Genomic DNA, 15303 nt, shown 5'->3' with positions numbered 1-15303 from the left:
CCACAGCCCGGAGGCTAGTTCCGTTTCGGATAGGTCCGGGCCACCGTCAGGAAAGCATCGTTGTCGTCGGGAAGGCCGATGCTGACGCGGACGCCTTCCCCGGCGAACGGGCGGACCGCGATCCCGGCTTGTTCACACGCGGCCGCGAAGTCGAGCGTGTCCTCGCCGAGCCGCAGCCAGACGAAGTTGGCTTCGGTTTCCGGCACGGTCCATCCGTCGGCGAGCAGCGCGGCGCGGACCCTCTCGCGTTCCTTGACGGTGACAGCCACCCGCTCCAAGAGTTCCTGTTCGGCCGCGAGCGACGCGACAGCCGCGGCTTGGGCGAGGTGGTTGACCGCAAAAGGCACGAGGGTTTTGCGGACTGCGTCCACAACCTGTGGATGGCCGATGAGGAAACCCACCCGCAGTGCAGCAAGCCCGTAGGCCTTGGAGAAGGTGCGGAGCACGGCGACGTTAGGCCGGTCCCGGTAGAGCTGCACCCCGTCGGGCACCCGGGGGTCTTGGACGTATTCGCGGTAGGCCTCGTCGAGAACCACCAGCACGTGCTCGGGGACCGTGTCGAGGAACTCGGCGAGTTCGGTCTCCCGCACCGCGGTGCCGGTGGGGTTGTTCGGGTTGCAGACGAACACCATGCGGGTGCGGTCGGTGACTGCCGCGGCGAGCGCCTCCAGGTCGTGGGTCTCCTCGCGCAGCGGGACGTGGATCGGGGTCGCCCCGGCAAGACCGGTCAGCAGCGGGTACGCCTCGAAGGACCGCCAGGCGTAGACGACTTCCGCCCCCGGCTCGGCGGTGGCTTCCAGCAGCTGCTGGAGGAGGCCCACGGATCCTGCGCCGAGCGCCACGTGCTCTTCGGGGACGTGGAAGCGGCGGGCGAGGGCAGCGGTCAGCTCGGCTGCCGCGGGATCGGGGTAGCGGTTGAGGTCTGCCGCGGCGTCCGCGATGGCCTGGCGCACCGAGGGCAGCGGACCGAACGGGCTCTCGTTGGAGGAGAGTTTCGCTGACCGACCGTCCGGCCCGACGACCTTGCGTCCCGGCCGGTAGGGCGGGATCGAGTCGAGCGCTGACCTCAGGTAAGGGGGTTTCCGCTCCGACACCGTCATCCTCTCTCAATACTTTGTGCAATCATTTGATTACTCTTAATGACCAGTGTTTGCCTCCCAGGGGAGGAACACCGCCCTCATTTCACTGAGCAAACCGCATGGGCGTCCGTTCTCGGGGTCCGCACACCCCGTCGCGGTCGCTGCCCGGTACCGCCTCCGGCGGAACACCAGAACAGGAATGACGTTTCATGAACTTTCCCCAAAAGCTGTCTACTGCCGTTGCAGTCGTGGGAGCCGCCGCGCTGGTCTGCGGACTGGCGGGCTGCGGAAGCGAGTCGGAGACCGCATCGGAGGCCTCCAACAGCCACTCCCTGTCCGCTGAGGAAGCCGCGGCTCGGCTGCACGAAGCCCAGTTGAGCGAGTTCCAAGGCTTCGAACGCGTCGAAGAGGAGAGCCGCACCGGCATCTACAGCGAGCTCGACGTGGTGCGCCAAGCCGCGGAAGAGCGCGAGGCATTGACGCTGGACAAGCCGCAGTGCGCGGACGCCGTGAACGAGTGGGAGCAGCTTCCCGACGTGCAGGAGGCGCCGGCTTCGCTGGCCCTCTTCCGCGGCGCGGAGGGCGCGCTCACCCACGTGCTGCTGGAACTCCCCGAAGACCTGGCCATTCAAGCGGTCGAGACCGTTCCCTCGGACGAGTGCGCGACCTACGAGGCGACCACGGAGGACGGCTCCTCCCACTCGTACCGGGTGCGCCAGTTCCACGTGGAGACGGTCGGCGACCAGTCCCGCGGCGTGGTCGTCGAAATGGAGTCCGCGGAAGGGGCTCCGATAGCGCTCTACAGCCTCCTCTACCGGGAGGACGGGCGTCTGGGGTCGGTGTCCATGATCGGGGGCCCGGAGACAGAGCAGCGGCTCACCGAGTTCGCCATCGCCGCCCTGGAGCACCAGCACCAGGTCCTGGGGTAAGGCACCGCCCCCTTCACGTAGCCCCCACTGTCGCGTTCCACCCTCATCGGTGGTGAGGCGAGCGGAGGTTCCCCAGCGGCGGGGGACGGACACCGGCCGGTCGTGCAGGCCGTGGCGGGTCGGGCAGCCGCCCGGTCCGCTACGGCAGGGCCGTCTCCGCCCCCGCCCCCTCGCCTCCCACAACCGTCCGCGGGCCGCCACTATCAGCACCCCCTATTCCGCCGGAGGTTCCACGACCAGGGACCGCACGTCGGGGCGGCGCCGCCCCACCTCAACCGCGAAAACCACGGAGAACTCCCGATCCCCTTCCTGACCGGCGAAGCGGGCGAACCACCAGCAGCCGTGCCGCCACGTGTCCACGGGCTCCGGGGAGGCCAAGAGGGGACGCTGCTTGTGCCACTCCCGGCTGGCGTGCAGCCGCCGCACCATCTGCTTTCGGGACACTTCGCGCAGCTCGCACGGGACCGGGGAGCGCAACCGGACTACGGCTTCCCGCAGTTCCGGGGAGAGCACCGCCACGACAGCGACTTCTGCAGCGCACAGCACCCCATGCCAGGGCGTGGCATGGACGAGGGCCGCCCATCCGGAGTGCGGCAGGCCGAACGTGGCGACCGCTGCCGCAAGGAACAGCCCGCTGCGGGTCAGTGCCCGCCAGCCGATGGGCTCCGTGCTCAACCCGCCGAAACAGCCGCACCCCATCTCCGGGTCGCGCTGCCGCAACCGGACGAGCGCCACCAGGCCGACCGCGAAAAGAACCGCAGTCGCCCCTCTGACGGCATATGCCGCGCCCCCGGAGCAGAAGAGCAGCCCCGCCGCTAAACCCGCTTCAACGGCCGCGTGAGCCACGGTGAACGGCCGCCGCAGCGGGACCGGGAGCAGCACTGCCGGTCCTTGGGCGGTGCGGTCCACCGCCTTGGTTCCTGCGCCGAGCAGCAGGACAGCGGTCAGGATCCACAACTGGACGTCTTGGAGGGTTTCGCTCACAGTCCACCTACGGTCAGGGTCGCGCTCCAGCAGCCGGATTCCGGCTGTCCCCCCAACGCCACGAAGGCGGCAAGGGTCAGTTCCGCGATCCGACCGCTGGCCGGGGCGTCGCACACCGTGCAGCGGTCACAGAAGTGGCTGGCTGCCGCCCCGCAGGCCACGACAGGCAGGACCGCGAAAACACGCGTGCACTCGTTGACCACGCGGACTGTCGCCCCGAGGGACAGCAGCGGCAGCGGTGCGCACGGGGTTGCCCGGTCGCAGGCAGGGCCGCAGTCGCCCGTCCGGTCCAGGGCCGGGTAGGCCACCCCCATGAGCATGCCGTCCGGGTCGGTGTCCGTGTCCTGTCCGCGCACCGGGTCGTACCAGGAGGCGATTCCTGCCACCTGCGCGCTGGAGCGGTGCTGCGGGGGCCGCCGCGGAGTCTCCACTACGGGGTAGGGCGGCTGGGTGGTGGCGGGGATGAGGGCCCGGACCGTGTCCCCGTCGCGCACGCCCACCGCGTCGAACAGGTATCCCGGTTCCAGGCGGGGGTGCCGGACCCGCATCCGCCCGGATGCCCGGTAGGGGATGACCGCGGTGACCGGGGCACGGTCGTGTCCCGTGGCGACGGTCACCGTGTCGCCGTCGACCGCGGTGATCACCCCGGTGGCCCGGGCGAGGTCCGCCCAGACCCGTTCCACGACGAGTTCGGCCCCTGGAGTGCAGCGGAGGAGGACGTCCTGTCCGGGGCGCAGTTCACGGGGCGCGCATTCGCCCCCGTACCAGAAGGTGGTCTGCGGGGTGAGGATGAAACGCCGCTCGCCTTCGGGGGTGGCGAGGCCGAGCATGTGCGGGCTGATGTCCGTGAGCGTCCCCCGGACGACGTGGGCGGGGGCCGGATGGGGGTCGGGGGCTGCCTCCGGGCCGAGGAGGGCAGCGGTCAGCCGACGACGGTCGTGAATGTACCCTGTCCGGTCCGCTGCCACCGTGTGTCCTTTCCACTGGGGACCAGCGCGTCCCGCTGTCCACACGCTGGGGAAAAGCCCTCCCATTGTCCCCTAGTGCCGTGCCCAGCAACGGCACGGCGGCTGTTCTCGAGGCGTGCGCCGCCACGCGAGCCCGTCCAGCCCTGACATACCGAACCAATGTCCTCATCTCGGCAGCTTCGGACCATGGGGCGCATATCCTCCCTTTTTACCAAAGAATGCCCCTGAGCAGGGAAAACACGGACATCGTCCATGCCACAGTGAGAACACTATGGCTATGTGACGGAAAACACTCTCCCCAGGGATCGGTGGTCATGTGGACAGAGCGACGCAGGCCACGCACGACGAGTTCGCCGAATACGTGCGGCGCCGTGGCCCTGCCCTGCGGCGCATGGCGCAGTCGCTCGTGGGCAACCACGCTGACGCCGAAGACCTCCTCCAGAACGCGCTACTCAAAACGTTTTTCGCCTGGGACCGCATCACGAGCCCGAACGCCAGGGACCAGTATGTGCGCCGCGCGATGGTCAACACGCAGATCTCCGAGTGGCGACGCCGCCGTCTCGACGTCTACCCCACCGACGAGATCCCCGAGCAGCGGGTCGACGATCCGAGCTGGCGCACCGACCTGACCGACACGGTCAGCCGCGCCATCAACCGGCTGCCGCACCGGCAGCGCCTCGCCGTGATCCTGCGCTACTACGAGGACATGTCCGAAGCAGAGATCGCCTCAGTGCTGGGAATCAGCGTGGGCACGGTGAAAAGCACGGTCTCCCGCGCCGTGGCGAAGCTGCGGCACGACGCCGACCTGGTGCGGGAACAGCCCTCCCGCCCACGATCCGGCTGACGCTACGCCTGCCCCCGCTGGGCCCCGCCCCACCCCAGCAACCTGCGCGTTCCCGGCCACAGGAGCCGTCTCCCGTCCCACTGTCCCCAACCGCAGAACCCCGCTAAAGTATCAGTAGGTGGACGGGTGCTCAGTTTTGTTTTGCACCTTGGCCCCTTCTCTCTGTACCCTTGTCCCAGCCAGGAGGATTCGCCTAGTCCGGTCTATGGCGCCGCACTGCTAATGCGGTTAGGGCGTAAGCCCTTCCGGGGTTCAAATCCCCGATCCTCCGCGACAGAGCCGGGACCTCGACACGAGGTCCCGGCTCACTGCTTTTCCCGCTCTTTGCCTCACCCGGGTCAAGCCGACCCCCTGGCACAGGCCCGCCCCGGCTTACCTGGTGACCATGGTCAACTGGGCAGCGATGCTCTCCGCCCAGTCGTCCACCTCTGCCCAGTCCCGGAAGTCGCCGTAACGTCCCCCCATCGCCTTGTAGAGGAAGCGGCCGAACACCGGCAGATGGCTGGGCTGGATCGCCCCCGCGAACAAGTGGTGGTCGCGCGCCCCGGTGTCGCGGATCACCTCCGGCACTCCTTTAGGCACGTCCCCGGCGGAAGCGAACCGGCCGCCGAGGACCCGCGCCAATCCGACACTGAACAGCCACACGGGCCGCCGCGACAGGATCTCCGCCTCCCGCTCAGCAAAGCCGGTGGCCTGCCGCAGCCACGACCCGCCGTGCACGGCACTGCCCAGGATGAACGCGTCGTAGAGGACGAGCGCATCCATGGGCTTGTCCAACGGCCGGACGTCCACGCTGTGGCCGTAGGCGCGGAGACGGTCGGCTAACCGCCGCGCAATCCCCTCCGTGGAACCGTGCACGCTCGCGTATCCGATCATCACCAGCATGTCGTGCCTCCCGAAACCGTGTCCGGTGTCCCCTACCCGGCGTCGGCCGGTTGTGACCTGGTACGACGGCACGGGACAGGCCGACCGCGCCAGTGGGCTCGCGCACCCGCTCTTTGCCGCGCCCCGCCCAGCGCCTGCTTTCCGGAGTGTTGGCTGCTTGCTTGGACTGCGCGGACCGGGAGTGGTGAATCGTGGTCATCCGGCTGGGTAGCCGCGTGCCTACCGCACAACCTCGAGGAGGTGGCGAGGTGTCCGAGTTCGCGGTTCCTACCCGGCACTATCCGCTCCATGTCAGCGGCACTCTCGACCCCGGGGTCAGCCGGTGGCTGTGGCTTGTCAAATGGCTGCTGGCGATCCCGCACTACATCGTGCTGTTCTTCCTGTGGATCGCGTTCGCTGTCCTGACCGTGGTCGCTTTCTTCGCGATCCTGTTCACCGGCCGCTATCCGCGCGGCATCTTCGACTTCAACGTGGGCGTGCTGCGCTGGAGCTGGCGGGTCACGTTCTACGCCCACGGGGTACTGGGCACCGACCGCTATCCGCCGTTCTCGCTCTCCGCCGACGTGGACTATCCAGCACAACTGGATGTGGCCTATCCCCAGCGGCTGTCCCGAGGGCTGGTCCTCGTCAAGTGGTGGCTGCTGGCGATCCCGCACTACCTGGTGGTCTCAGCGTTCTCTTCCGGCGGGTTCCGGAAGTCCGGAGGCATGGACTGGTTCAGCGACAGCACCACCACCGTGTCGGAGAACGGCCAGTGGATGATGCAGGGCTGGTTCATGCCCAGCCTGATGAGCCTGCTCGTCCTGATCGCCGCGCTCGCGCTGCTGTTCACCGGCGGATACCCGCGCGGCATCTTCAACTTCCTGCTGGGCCTGCACCGCTGGGCGCTGCGGGTCGTCGCCTACGCCGCGCTGATGACCGACCAGTATCCGCCGTTCCGCCTCGACCAGGGCGGCCCGGACCCGACCTCGAACACCGGACCGCAACCTACCCGGCAAGCCACGTGACCGGGGCATAGGGGGCAGCGACCGCGGGTAGCCGGCCCCCAACCGGCAACGACGTGAGGAGGAACTGTGAAAGCGGTCGTGTACAAGGAGCCGTTCACTGTCGCAGTGGAAGAGGTGGCCGATCCGCGGATCGAGGATCCCAACGACGTGATCATCCGCGTGACCACGTCCGCGATCTGCGGCTCCGACCTGCACATGTACGAGGGGCGCACCGGCGCCACCCCCGGCATGGTGTTCGGTCACGAGAACATGGGGATCGTCGAAGAGGTCGGCTCCGGGGTGGCGAGCATCCGCAAAGGCGACCGGGTGGTTCTCCCGTTCAACGTGGCGTGCGGGTTCTGCAAGAACTGCCTTGCGGGCAAGACCGGGTTCTGCCTCACCGTCAACCCGGGCTTCGCGGGCGGCGCGTACGGCTACGTGGCGATGGGCCCCTACCAAGGCGGCCAGTCCGAATACCTGCGGGTGCCGTTCGCGGACTTCAACTGCCTGAAGCTGCCGCCGGGCACCGAGTTCGAAGACGATTTCGCGCTGCTGGCCGACATCTTCCCCACCGGCTACCACGCCACAGAGTTGGCGCAGGTCAGCCCGGGGGAGACGGTGAGCGTGTTCGGTGCGGGACCGGTGGGGCTCATGGCGGCCTACTCCGCGATCCTGCGCGGCGCTTCCCGCGTGTTCGTGGTGGACCGGGTGCCGAGCAGGCTGTCTTTGGCCGAGCGGATCGGAGCCATCCCCATCGACTACTCCAAGGGGGACCCGGTCGCCCAGATCAAGGAGCACACCAACGGCGAGGGCACGGACAAAGGCATCGACGCGGTTGGCTACCAGGCGACGGCCCCGGAAGGCGAAGAGCAGCCCGCGCTCGTCCTCAACACGCTGGTCGACACGGTCCGTCCCACGGGCGCTCTCGGGGTGGTGGGCCTGTACGTCACCGAGGACCCGGGCGCCCCGTCGGAGAGCGCGAAGCAGGGCGAGCTGCTGTTCGCGATGGGCAAGCTGTTCGAGAAAGGCCAGCGGATGGGCACCGGGCAGGCCAACGTCAAGGCCTACAACCGGCAGTTGCGCGACCTGATCATCGCTGGGCGGGCCAAGCCGAGCTTCGTGGTTTCGCAGCGGATCCCGCTCCAGCGGGCTCCCGAAGCCTACGAGAAGTTCGACAAGCGGGAGGAAGGCTGGACGAAGGTCCTGCTCAAACCGCAGCAGGAGAGCTGAGGGGGAGTACGGTGAGTGTGACGTTGGCGGAGGCCCGCCGGGTCATCGAAGCTGGCGAGGCCAAGGCAGCCGAGATCGGGCAGCCGATGAACATCGCGGTCGTGGACGCGGGCGGCAACCTGGTGGCGCATGTCCGGATGGACGGCGCGTGGATCGGCAGTATCGACATTTCGATCAACAAGGCGTACACGTCGCGAGCGTTCGACATCTCCACCAAGGAGCTGGCCGAGCACTCTCAGAGCGGAGGGCAGTTCTTCGGCATCCACGCCTCCAACGGGGGCCGCGTGATGATCTTCGCGGGCGGGGTCCCGCTGCGGCGCAACGGCACGGTCGTGGGTGCGGTCGGGGTGAGCGGCGGAACCGGGGAGCAGGACCAGGCGGTGGCGGAGGCCGCCGCAGCCGCGTTCTGACCGCTGCCGCACCTGAGGCCGACGAGGGCGCCCCGCCGGGTGGGGCGCCCTCTGCTGTCGGCTGGGAGGCTGCTGCCTGCCCTCACGCGTCCCACCCGCTGCTTCTCGGCAGGCAGCGCCTCCGGCTGCGGGGTGTCCGAGCGCTGCTCAGATGGGGGTGAGGATTTTCAACCCGGTGTTCCAGTTGAAGTCCTGTTTCGCCGGATCGGCTTGGAGCGTCATCATCAGGAACTGGAACCCTTCCAGCTCCTGGGCGCGGCGCAGCGGTCCCACGTCGATGGGTCGCAGCCCCATCTCCTCGACCAGGTTCGCGACCGCGCGTTTGGCTTCTGCGTCATCCCCCGCGATGAAGACGTCGAGCGGCTGGCCCGCCACTTTCCCTTCGGTCAGGGTCTCGGCGAACGTGGTGTTGAACGCTTTGACGACGGAAGCACTGTCGGGGGCGAGGTCGGCAATGATTTCGGCTGCGGAAGTGCCCGGTGGGACGACCAGCGAGTCGAACGTGGCGAAGTCGACGGGGTTGGAGATGTCCACGATGGTCCGTCCGGCCAGGGCGTCCCCGTAGGAGCGCACCACGGCTTTCGCTGATTCGAAGGGCACCGCCAGCACGACGATGTCCCCGTCGGGGGCGTCGCCGACAGCTCCGGTGAGGATGTCTCCTCCTAGCTGGACGGCGAGGCTCCGCGCCTTGTCCGGGTCCCGGTCGAGGAGTTGGATTCTGCGGCCCGCCGCGACAGCACGGGTGCCGATTGCCCGGCCCATACTGCCAGCGCCGATGATCGTGATACCGGTCATGGTTGGCCTTCCTCGCGCAAGGTGACAGGGACAGGGCCTGCGGTTCGACAGCGCCCAGCACGGGCGCTGGGCGTGGGAACCGCGCGGCCGTGACTGCCGACTACCCGGGAAGGCAGTCCGGTAACGGCGGCCGCGGCTGTGCAGCAGGGCTCAGCGGCTGTCTCGGCTCGGCTGGCCGGTGCCGGACGCAGCCTCCCGAGGGGGTTCCTGGTCTCGGCACACCAGGTGGGCGAGCACGGTCTCGCTGATCTCGGTGAGCGCGTCGAGCTGTGCGGGGGTGAGCAGGTCGAGGAAGTCGGCGCGGAGCCGCGCCAGATATTCGGGGGTGGCTTTCTCGATGGCTCGGCGGCCTTTGTCGAGCAGGCAGACGACGGCGCTGCGCGCGTCGGCGGGGTTGGGTTCCCGGCACAGCAGTCCGCGTTCGGCCATACGGCGGACCTGGTGGGAGAGGCGGCTCTTCTCCCAGCCGAGAGCGCAGCGCAGGTCCAGGGCCGGGAGTCGGCCCTCCGGGCTGGAGTGCAGGGCGCGCAGCACTTCGTAGTCGGCCCAGGACAGTCCTGTGTCCCGGTGGAGGGTCTGCTGCAGGTGCGCGTACAGCGCGGCGCTCATGCGCTGGTAGCTGGTCCACGCGCGGAGTTCCCGCGGTCGGAGGGGGGTGCTGTCGCCCATGCCCCCAGAATAGTTGACAGATCATCCAGTGCCTGGGGCTGCGCGGTCACCGCAGGAACCAGCCGACCGCAGCCATACCGAGCACTGCCGCGCCAACCCCTGCGGCGAGGTTCGCCCCGATGTTGCCCAGCGCGTGCGTCCACTTCCTCTCGGCGAGCAGCCGCACCGTTTCGTAGCTGAACGTGGAGTAGGTGGTGAGTCCCCCGCACAGCCCGGGACCCGCCAGAGCCGCTACCGCTGCAGGCAGCGGCAGCGCGGCCAGCGCCCCGGCGAGCAGGCAGCCGAGAGTGTTGACACACCACGTGCCCCAGGGAAAACCGGTGGTGCCGCGGGCTGCTGCGGCACAGTTGAGGCAGTAGCGCAGTAGGGCGCCGAAAGCCGCTCCTACTGCGGTGAGCAGCGCTGTCATCACGTCTTCTTCCGTTGCGCGGCCCGGTCGAGGAGCGTCGCGGTTGCGCCCGCCGCGGCACTGACGGCGAGGAGGGCGCCGATCAGGTTGGCGGCGATGGCGAGCAGCGCCTCTCCTGGCTGGTGGGCAGCGAAAGCGTCCGTGGCGTCGGTTATGGCAGCGGAAAACGTGGTGAAACCGCCGAGGACGCCTACGCCAAGAAAGGGGCGGAGCAGCGGATGGGGGTTCGGGCGGCGGGTAAGGGTCTCCATGAGCACGCCGATCAGCGCGCATCCGAGCACGTTGACCAGGACTGTTCCCCAGTCCGCGGTGGCCGGATGCTGCGGGGTGGCGGCGAGGAGCCCTGCGCGGGCGAGTGCGCCCAGTGCGCCGCCTGCGGCCACAGCCGCCAGCACCGGCCAGGACATCGCGGTCTGCCCGGGTCTGGGCGTGGCGGGGGCGGCAGGCGAGGTTTGACCCCGGTCAGCCATGGGTTTCCTTTCCGCGGGTTGTCGCGGGCGTGCCGGTGCCTGGCACCACACCCACCCTAGGTTGATAGATCACCCACGTCGGATAAGGTTGATTAATCAACGATATGGACGACGGTGTCGGGGCATGCGACGCCCCGGCCGCTTCCTCGGGGGACCGCTCTTGACCGACTACGGCCACGAACTGCGTTTCGGCACCTTCCTCACGCCAAGCAACCAGAATCCCGAACGGGTAGTCGGCCTCACCCAGCTCACCGAGCAGTCCGGGCTGGACCTCGCCACCTTCCAGGACCACCCCTACCAGTCCGCGTTCTTCGACACCTGGACCCTGCTGTCCTACCTCGCCGCCCGCACCGAGCGGATCACCCTGGCAGGCAACGTGCTCAACCTGCCGCTGCGCCAGCCCGCCGTGCTGGCCCGCAGCGTAGCCAGCCTCGACCTGCTCAGCGGCGGCCGTATCGAACTGGGCTTGGGCGCGGGCGCTTTCTGGGACGCGATCGAAGCCATGGGCGGCCGCCGCCTCACCCCCGGCCAGAGTGTCCAGGCGCTCACCGAAGCCATAGAGATCATCCGCGGGATCTGGAACACCGAGGAGCGGCGCGCCCTGCGCATCAACGGCGAGCACTACCGGGTGGCGGGCGCAAAACGCGGCCCCGCCCCCGCCCATCCCATCGAAATCTGGCTGGGCGCCTACAAGCCGCGCATGCTCCGCCTGGTAGGCCGCGCCGCGGACGGCTGGCTGCCTAGCGTGCCCTACCTCTCCAGCCTGGGCGACCTCGCCCGCGGCAACGCGATCATCGACGAGGCCGCCGCGGAAGCAGGCCGCGACCCCGCCGCGATCCGCCGCCTGCTCAACATCAACGGCGTGTTCGCCCGGTCCAACAACGGCTTCCTCAACGGGCCCGTGGACCAGTGGGTGGAGGAGCTCGCCGAACTCGCCCTCACCGAAGGGATCAGCGTGTTCCTGCTCGGCACCGACCACCCGGAGGCAATCCAGCGGTTCGCCCACGAGGTCGCCCCCGCGGTCCGGGAACTTGTCGCCGCGGAACGGTCCCGCCCGCGTCCCGCGGACGCACCGGGTGCCGCCCTCGTCACCGAACCTTCCGCCGCCGAACCGGCTTCCAGCCAGGCACCGGCCGCCTCCGAGCAGGGCCAATACGAACGCCTCGGCGTGGCCCCCACCCCCGACGACGGCACGCGCCTCCACCCGCGCAGCCGGGAACTGCTCGACGAAGACACGCGGCCCAGCCGTCCCGAATCCGGTCCCGACGTCGCCTACGACGACGTCTCCCGTGCCCTCGGCCAGCACCTCATCGACGTGCACGACCACTTGCGCGCCGAACTCCGCCGCCTACGGGAACTCATCGACCAGGTCCGCGTGGGGACGCTGAGCGCCGGGGAAGCCCGCTCCGCGATCAACCAGATGACCCTGCGCCAGCACAACTGGAGCCTGGGCGCCTACTGCGCCTCCTACTGCCGGGTCGTCACCCAGCACCACACCCTGGAAGACGACTCCGTCTTCCCGCACCTGCGCACCCAAGAGGAGGCACTGGAACCCGTCATCGACCGGCTCACCGAGGAGCACCAGGTCATCCACCGGGTCCTCAACGACGTGGACCGGGCCCTCGTCGAGTTCATCTCCCAGCCGGACGACTTCGCTCCGCTGCAGGAAGCCGTCGACGTCCTCACCGACGTGCTGCTGTCCCACCTCTCCTATGAAGAGCGGGAACTCGTGGAACCGCTGGCCCGCTACGGGTTCTACGAAGGGCAAGTCCGCTCACTGCGCCGCTCCCCCCGGTGATACGAGAGCGGCGCTGCGCGGCGGCTGCTCACTCCTCCCAATCGTCGTTCCGGTGCCGCACCACCGCGACCGGTGCAGCAGAACGGTGCAGCACCGACTGGCTCACCGAGCCGAGAAACAGCCCGGCCACGCTCCCCCGCCCGTGCGAGCCCACCACCACCAGGTCGGCGTACCGGCTGGCATCGAGCAGCGCCTGCACGGGGTGCTCGTAGACGATCCGCACCCCCACGGGCACGTCCACAGCCTCGTCAGCCCTGGCCTGCTCAACCAGCTCGTCGATGTATTTCCGGGTGCGCTCCTCGAACACGGTGAAGTTCATGGTGTACCCGGCGGCAGACAACGCCATGGGGTCGAGGGGTGCGGGCAACTGCCAGCCGTGCACCACGGTGAGCGAACCGTCCAGCCGAGCTGTCTCCCGAAGCGCGAACCGCAGCGCTTCCGTGGACACATCCGAGCCGTCCACACCCACCACGACCTGGCAGCCGTACCGGTAATCCACCTCGGCACCGGGCGGAACCACCACTACCGGGCAGGACGCCCGGGCACTCACCCCCACACTCGTCGACCCCAGCAGCAGCGAGGCGAGCGCCCCGTGCCCGCGCGTTCCCACCACCAGCAGTTCCGCGGTCTGCGAGGCGGTGCTCAGCGTGCTGACTGCCCCTCCCGGGACCATCGTGGTCTGCACGGCCAGCCTCGGGTACGCGGCACGCGCCTGGCTTTCCGCTCGGGCCAGGAGTGCACTGGCCTGGTTGAGGGTGTCGTCGGCGTCCGCGGCCAGGGGGTCGACGAGGGCGTACACGATCTCCAGCCCGGTGCCGCGCTCCACCGCGGCCCGGGCCGCCCAGTCCAGTGCCCGCCAGCTCTCTTCGGAACCGTCCACTCCCACGACGACTCCGAACCGGGTGCGCCCGCCGTGCTGCTCCACCCCCTGCTCCGCGCTTTTCGTCGCCACGTGGCCCCTCCATCTCCCGGTTTTTCCCTCCGCACACTGTGTTATCCCGAACGGCCCTACCGCTGACAGTGCCCATCGGAGCGGACAATTCAGGACGTTCGTCCTTCCATTTCTCCTGGCTGGGGAACGTTAGGCGCCGAGGGAAGGGACTCCTGTCTCGGCCACTTGGCCCGAACGGCCCGCTACAGGTCTGAGCGCGCCGAGCATGATCAAGGGGAAAGGGGTTAGTCGCGCAGGTGAGGCACCAACAACTGGGAGGATGTCGTGAACATCAAGGACCAACGGGCCCGGGGTGATCTCGGACGTCGGGTTGCCTACCGCCGTGCCGAACTGGGCCTTTCCCAGGAGGAAGTGGCCGAACGCGCGGGCATGGCCGCAGGGTACATCGACTATCTGGAACGCAACCCGCCCAATCTGAGCCCGGGCGCGCTCTCCCGCCTCGCCGACGCGCTTCAGACCACCCCGGAAGCACTCCTCGGCATGGGCTTCGACGAACCCGAAGGAGCCCACGTCACCCGGGTTCCCAAACCCAAGCTCCAGGAGATCGACTCGCAGGAATGCATGGAGCTGATCAAAGCCGGCGGGGTGGGGCGTATCGCCTTCACCATGCCCGGTGAAGCCGCGCCGACTGTGCTTCCCGTCAACTTCCTCGTCCGCAACGAAACCATCATCTTCCGCACCTCAGGGCACGGAATCATCGCCGAACACGCGTCCAACCAGTACATCTCCTTCGAAGTCGACCGCTTGGACGGGATGACCAACGAAGGATGGAGCGTGCTGGTCGTGGGACTTGCCCGCCCAGTCCGCGACCCCGTCGAACTGGAGCGGCTGCGGAAGACCGCGCCGGTCCAGCCGTGGGCGGCCGGGGACCGGGACTTGTTCATCACCATCATCCCCAAGCAGGTCACCGGGCGGCGCATCGAGCACGAGTCGATGCCATGACCGCGCAACCGCAGTCTCTGCCGATCGTGGTGGGGGTGGACGGTTCAGCCAACGGGGACCGTGCCCTCGACTGGGCCGTCCGCCACGCGATCCGGGCGCAGCGGCCGCTGCGTATCGTGCACGTGCCCGAGCCGAGTCTGCTAGCCCGCCTGTTCCCTGCGCGCCGGAGAGCCGGCGAGCAGGCGGCCCGCCAACTCGCCCAAGAGCTCGTGGACTCCCGGGTGGCGCGCGCTCGCGCAGCCGACGCAGCCCTCGACGTCGTCGGGGAGGTGGTGTCGGGGCCGCGCGATGCCTGCTTGGAGCAGGAGAGCCGCCGGGCCGAGCTGATGGTGGTGGGCTCTCGCGGTCTCAGCGGAACCGTGGAGTCGCTGGTGACCGGGTCAGCCACGACTCGGCTCGTGCTCCGCGCCTCTTGCCCGGTGGTCGTGGTTCCGGAAGGAGCGTCCCGCACAAGCCTCTCCCGCGTGGTGGCGGGCACCGATGCCTCACAGCAGTCGCGTGCCGCTGTCGACCTGGCGTTCACCCTGTCCCGCACGTGGCAGGCCCGGTTGCGTGTCGTCTTGGCGTGGGATCCGTCAGCGTTCGCCTGGCTCACCGAAGAGGACCCCTCGTGGCCCGCCGAGCAGACCCCATCCCCCGAGCAGGCCCGCACCCGCATCTCCGGTTTTCTCACCGCTTTGCAGGACGAATACCCGGATGTGGCACTGGAGTGGGATGTCGTCCCGGGCGCAGCGATTCCGGTGCTGGTTGCCGAAAGTGACCAAGCGGACCTTCTCGTGGTGGGTTCGCACGGACGCGGGCACGGCATCATGGAAGTGCTTCAGGAATTGGGATCGGTGAGTTGCGGAGTGTTACGTTACGCGCGCTGCCCGGTGGCGGTCGTCCCCCAGCGGTGGACGAGCACATCCGCGAGTTCACCGGCTGCTGCGCACTCCGCGTGAAGGCAGGAGCAG

At 68.8% G+C, this 15303-nt stretch carries 17 protein-coding genes and 1 tRNA gene; 9 read left to right on the top strand and 9 right to left on the bottom strand.

The genetic code is table 11. The features are described 5' to 3' along the window. Positions 1 to 14 precede the first annotated feature (14 nt). Complete coding sequence (hisC, locus tag TF1_RS12070) at positions 15 to 1100, bottom strand: histidinol-phosphate transaminase (RefSeq protein ID WP_016189417.1); 1086 nt, start codon at positions 1098 to 1100, stop codon at positions 15 to 17. A gap of 188 nt (positions 1101 to 1288) precedes the next feature. Here hisC and TF1_RS12065 point away from each other — a divergent pair, with 188 nt between their 5' ends. Then, entirely contained in the window at positions 1289 to 2008 is a 720-nt protein-coding gene (locus TF1_RS12065) for a hypothetical protein (protein ID WP_011293436.1), read from the top strand. 213 nt (positions 2009 to 2221) lie between these two features. Here TF1_RS12065 and TF1_RS12060 read toward each other — a convergent pair whose 3' ends face one another. Beyond that, on the bottom strand, positions 2222 to 2992 hold the full coding sequence (locus TF1_RS12060) for a MauE/DoxX family redox-associated membrane protein (protein ID WP_011293437.1): 771 nt from the start codon (positions 2990 to 2992) through the stop codon (positions 2222 to 2224). Then, a complete protein-coding gene (locus TF1_RS12055; RefSeq protein WP_081430439.1) occupies positions 2989 to 3960 on the bottom strand; it encodes a hypothetical protein in 972 nt (323 codons plus the stop codon). The genes TF1_RS12060 and TF1_RS12055 overlap by 4 nt, the downstream gene beginning before the upstream one ends. Before the next feature lie 316 nt (positions 3961 to 4276). Between TF1_RS12055 and TF1_RS12050 the strand changes: the two genes are divergently transcribed. Both TF1_RS12050 and TF1_RS12045 read left to right on the top strand, forming a co-directional pair. Then, positions 4277 to 4804: a SigE family RNA polymerase sigma factor gene (locus tag TF1_RS12050; protein ID WP_011293439.1), complete on the top strand. Its 528-nt coding sequence runs from the start codon at positions 4277 to 4279 to the stop codon at positions 4802 to 4804. 182 nt (positions 4805 to 4986) lie between these two features. Then, a tRNA-Ser gene (locus tag TF1_RS12045) sits at positions 4987 to 5075 on the top strand. A gap of 101 nt (positions 5076 to 5176) precedes the next feature. Here the strand turns inward: TF1_RS12045 and TF1_RS12040 are convergent. Next, positions 5177 to 5689: a flavodoxin domain-containing protein gene (locus tag TF1_RS12040; RefSeq protein ID WP_011293440.1), complete on the bottom strand. Its 513-nt coding sequence runs from the start codon at positions 5687 to 5689 to the stop codon at positions 5177 to 5179. Positions 5690 to 5937: 248 nt separating this feature from the next. Between TF1_RS12040 and TF1_RS12035 the strand changes: the two genes are divergently transcribed. From TF1_RS12035 to TF1_RS12025, 3 genes are all read left to right on the top strand, one after another. After that, positions 5938 to 6696, top strand: a complete 759-nt coding sequence (locus TF1_RS12035; RefSeq protein ID WP_061783903.1) for a DUF4389 domain-containing protein — start codon at positions 5938 to 5940, stop codon at positions 6694 to 6696. A gap of 66 nt (positions 6697 to 6762) precedes the next feature. Further along, the gene (locus TF1_RS12030; protein WP_011293442.1) at positions 6763 to 7905 is read left to right on the top strand and encodes a glutathione-independent formaldehyde dehydrogenase; all 1143 of its coding nucleotides are present in this window, start codon (positions 6763 to 6765) and stop codon (positions 7903 to 7905) included. Positions 7906 to 7916: 11 nt separating this feature from the next. After that, positions 7917 to 8315 carry a GlcG/HbpS family heme-binding protein gene (locus TF1_RS12025; RefSeq protein ID WP_011293443.1) on the top strand — a complete coding sequence of 133 codons (399 nt, stop codon included), beginning with the start codon at positions 7917 to 7919 and terminating at the stop codon, positions 8313 to 8315. 147 nt (positions 8316 to 8462) lie between these two features. Here TF1_RS12025 and TF1_RS12020 read toward each other — a convergent pair whose 3' ends face one another. From TF1_RS12020 to TF1_RS12005, 4 genes are all read right to left on the bottom strand, one after another. Then, positions 8463 to 9110 (bottom strand): NADPH-dependent F420 reductase, encoded by a 648-nt coding sequence (locus tag TF1_RS12020; RefSeq protein WP_011293444.1) that lies wholly within the window; start codon positions 9108 to 9110, stop codon positions 8463 to 8465. Positions 9111 to 9260: 150 nt separating this feature from the next. Then, positions 9261 to 9779, bottom strand: coding sequence for a MarR family winged helix-turn-helix transcriptional regulator (locus tag TF1_RS12015; RefSeq protein ID WP_011293445.1), 519 nt, complete (start codon positions 9777 to 9779; stop codon positions 9261 to 9263). A 46-nt stretch (positions 9780 to 9825) separates the two neighbouring features. Next, a complete protein-coding gene (locus TF1_RS12010; RefSeq protein ID WP_016189422.1) occupies positions 9826 to 10188 on the bottom strand; it encodes a fluoride efflux transporter FluC in 363 nt (120 codons plus the stop codon). Beyond that, positions 10188 to 10658 (bottom strand): fluoride efflux transporter FluC, encoded by a 471-nt coding sequence (locus TF1_RS12005; RefSeq protein ID WP_011293447.1) that lies wholly within the window; start codon positions 10656 to 10658, stop codon positions 10188 to 10190. The genes TF1_RS12010 and TF1_RS12005 overlap by 1 nt, the downstream gene beginning before the upstream one ends. Before the next feature lie 124 nt (positions 10659 to 10782). Between TF1_RS12005 and TF1_RS16595 the strand changes: the two genes are divergently transcribed. After that, entirely contained in the window at positions 10783 to 12456 is a 1674-nt protein-coding gene (locus TF1_RS16595; RefSeq protein WP_061783902.1) for an LLM class flavin-dependent oxidoreductase, read from the top strand. A 28-nt stretch (positions 12457 to 12484) separates the two neighbouring features. Here TF1_RS16595 and TF1_RS11995 read toward each other — a convergent pair whose 3' ends face one another. Beyond that, a complete protein-coding gene (locus tag TF1_RS11995; protein WP_011293449.1) occupies positions 12485 to 13408 on the bottom strand; it encodes a universal stress protein in 924 nt (307 codons plus the stop codon). Between the two features lie 264 nt (positions 13409 to 13672). Here TF1_RS11995 and TF1_RS11990 point away from each other — a divergent pair, with 264 nt between their 5' ends. Together TF1_RS11990 and TF1_RS11985 are read left to right on the top strand one after the other, a co-directional pair. Beyond that, positions 13673 to 14350, top strand: coding sequence for a helix-turn-helix domain-containing protein (locus TF1_RS11990; RefSeq protein ID WP_011293450.1), 678 nt, complete (start codon positions 13673 to 13675; stop codon positions 14348 to 14350). Beyond that, entirely contained in the window at positions 14347 to 15291 is a 945-nt protein-coding gene (locus TF1_RS11985) for a universal stress protein (RefSeq protein ID WP_011293451.1), read from the top strand. Before TF1_RS11990 ends, TF1_RS11985 begins: the two co-directional genes overlap by 4 nt. Positions 15292 to 15303: the final 12 nt, after the last annotated feature.

Origin of the sequence: Thermobifida fusca NBRC 14071 = JCM 3263 (assembly GCF_001592045.1) — a bacterium.
Taxonomy (GTDB): domain Bacteria; phylum Actinomycetota; class Actinomycetes; order Streptosporangiales; family Streptosporangiaceae; genus Thermobifida; species Thermobifida fusca.
The sequence above is the reverse complement of the archived record's forward strand: the minus strand, read 5'-3'. Positions and strand labels throughout refer to the sequence as shown.

Bases quoted from the DNA above. Each gene is read 5' to 3' on its own strand.
- TF1_RS16595 (WP_061783902.1), top strand. From the start codon at position 10,783: ATGCGACGCCCCGGCCGCTTCCTCGGGGGACCGCTCTTGACCGACTAC.
- TF1_RS12005 (WP_011293447.1), bottom strand. From the start codon at position 10,658: ATGGCTGACCGGGGTCAAACCTCGCCTGCCGCCCCCGCCACGCCCAGA.
- TF1_RS12020 (WP_011293444.1), bottom strand. From the start codon at position 9,110: ATGACCGGTATCACGATCATCGGCGCTGGCAGTATGGGCCGGGCAATC.
- hisC (WP_016189417.1), bottom strand. From the start codon at position 1,100: ATGACGGTGTCGGAGCGGAAACCCCCTTACCTGAGGTCAGCGCTCGAC.
- TF1_RS12040 (WP_011293440.1), bottom strand. From the start codon at position 5,689: ATGCTGGTGATGATCGGATACGCGAGCGTGCACGGTTCCACGGAGGGG.
- TF1_RS12015 (WP_011293445.1), bottom strand. From the start codon at position 9,779: ATGGGCGACAGCACCCCCCTCCGACCGCGGGAACTCCGCGCGTGGACC.
- TF1_RS11985 (WP_011293451.1), top strand. From the start codon at position 14,347: ATGACCGCGCAACCGCAGTCTCTGCCGATCGTGGTGGGGGTGGACGGT.
- TF1_RS12065 (WP_011293436.1), top strand. From the start codon at position 1,289: ATGAACTTTCCCCAAAAGCTGTCTACTGCCGTTGCAGTCGTGGGAGCC.
- TF1_RS12010 (WP_016189422.1), bottom strand. From the start codon at position 10,188: ATGACAGCGCTGCTCACCGCAGTAGGAGCGGCTTTCGGCGCCCTACTG.